Origin of the sequence: Streptomyces gottesmaniae (genome assembly GCF_031845845.1) — a bacterium.
Classification (GTDB): domain Bacteria; phylum Actinomycetota; class Actinomycetes; order Streptomycetales; family Streptomycetaceae; genus Streptomyces; species Streptomyces akebiae.
The window spans coordinates 1-421 of record NZ_JAVRFJ010000158.1 but is presented as its reverse complement, the minus strand read 5'-3'; the positions used below and the strand labels follow the sequence as shown (position 1 = coordinate 421).

Here is a 421-nt window from a genome sequence, read left to right as displayed (position 1 = left end):
AATCCGAACCGAGGTGCCCGCTCAGCGCGCCGATGAGACCGTCGCTCGCGTACGGCGGAGTGGTGCGGGTGGCGCGGACCAGGACCGTGGGAGTGCCCTTGCGAGGCAGGGCAACCGGGCGGGCCAACTCGCTCCAGTAGGACATCATGGCCGGGATGCTGATCCGCCACCCGTAGCGGCCGTCGGGAAGTGCGACGAGATGCTCGTCGAGGTCACGCTCCAACTCTTCCGGGGCCACCTCGCCCCACGACCCGTTGGCTTTCTCGGCGCGTGCCTCGGCGCGGTCGGGGTAGTCGGGCGAGGCAATCATGCTGTCGGCGATCTCACGCATCCATACGCCGTCGAGCTCCACCGCTGGGTCCAGCAACACCAGTCCGCTGACCAGATCCGGATGTGCGGCTGCGAGATTGAGCGCCACCGC

At 68.6% G+C, this 421-nt stretch carries 1 protein-coding gene; it reads right to left on the bottom strand.

Annotation, left to right across the window (positions count from 1 at the left end; all coding sequences use genetic code 11):
* The coding region (locus tag RM704_RS44850; RefSeq protein ID WP_498076465.1) for an alpha/beta fold hydrolase family protein at positions 1-421 on the bottom strand (421 nt) is incomplete at both ends.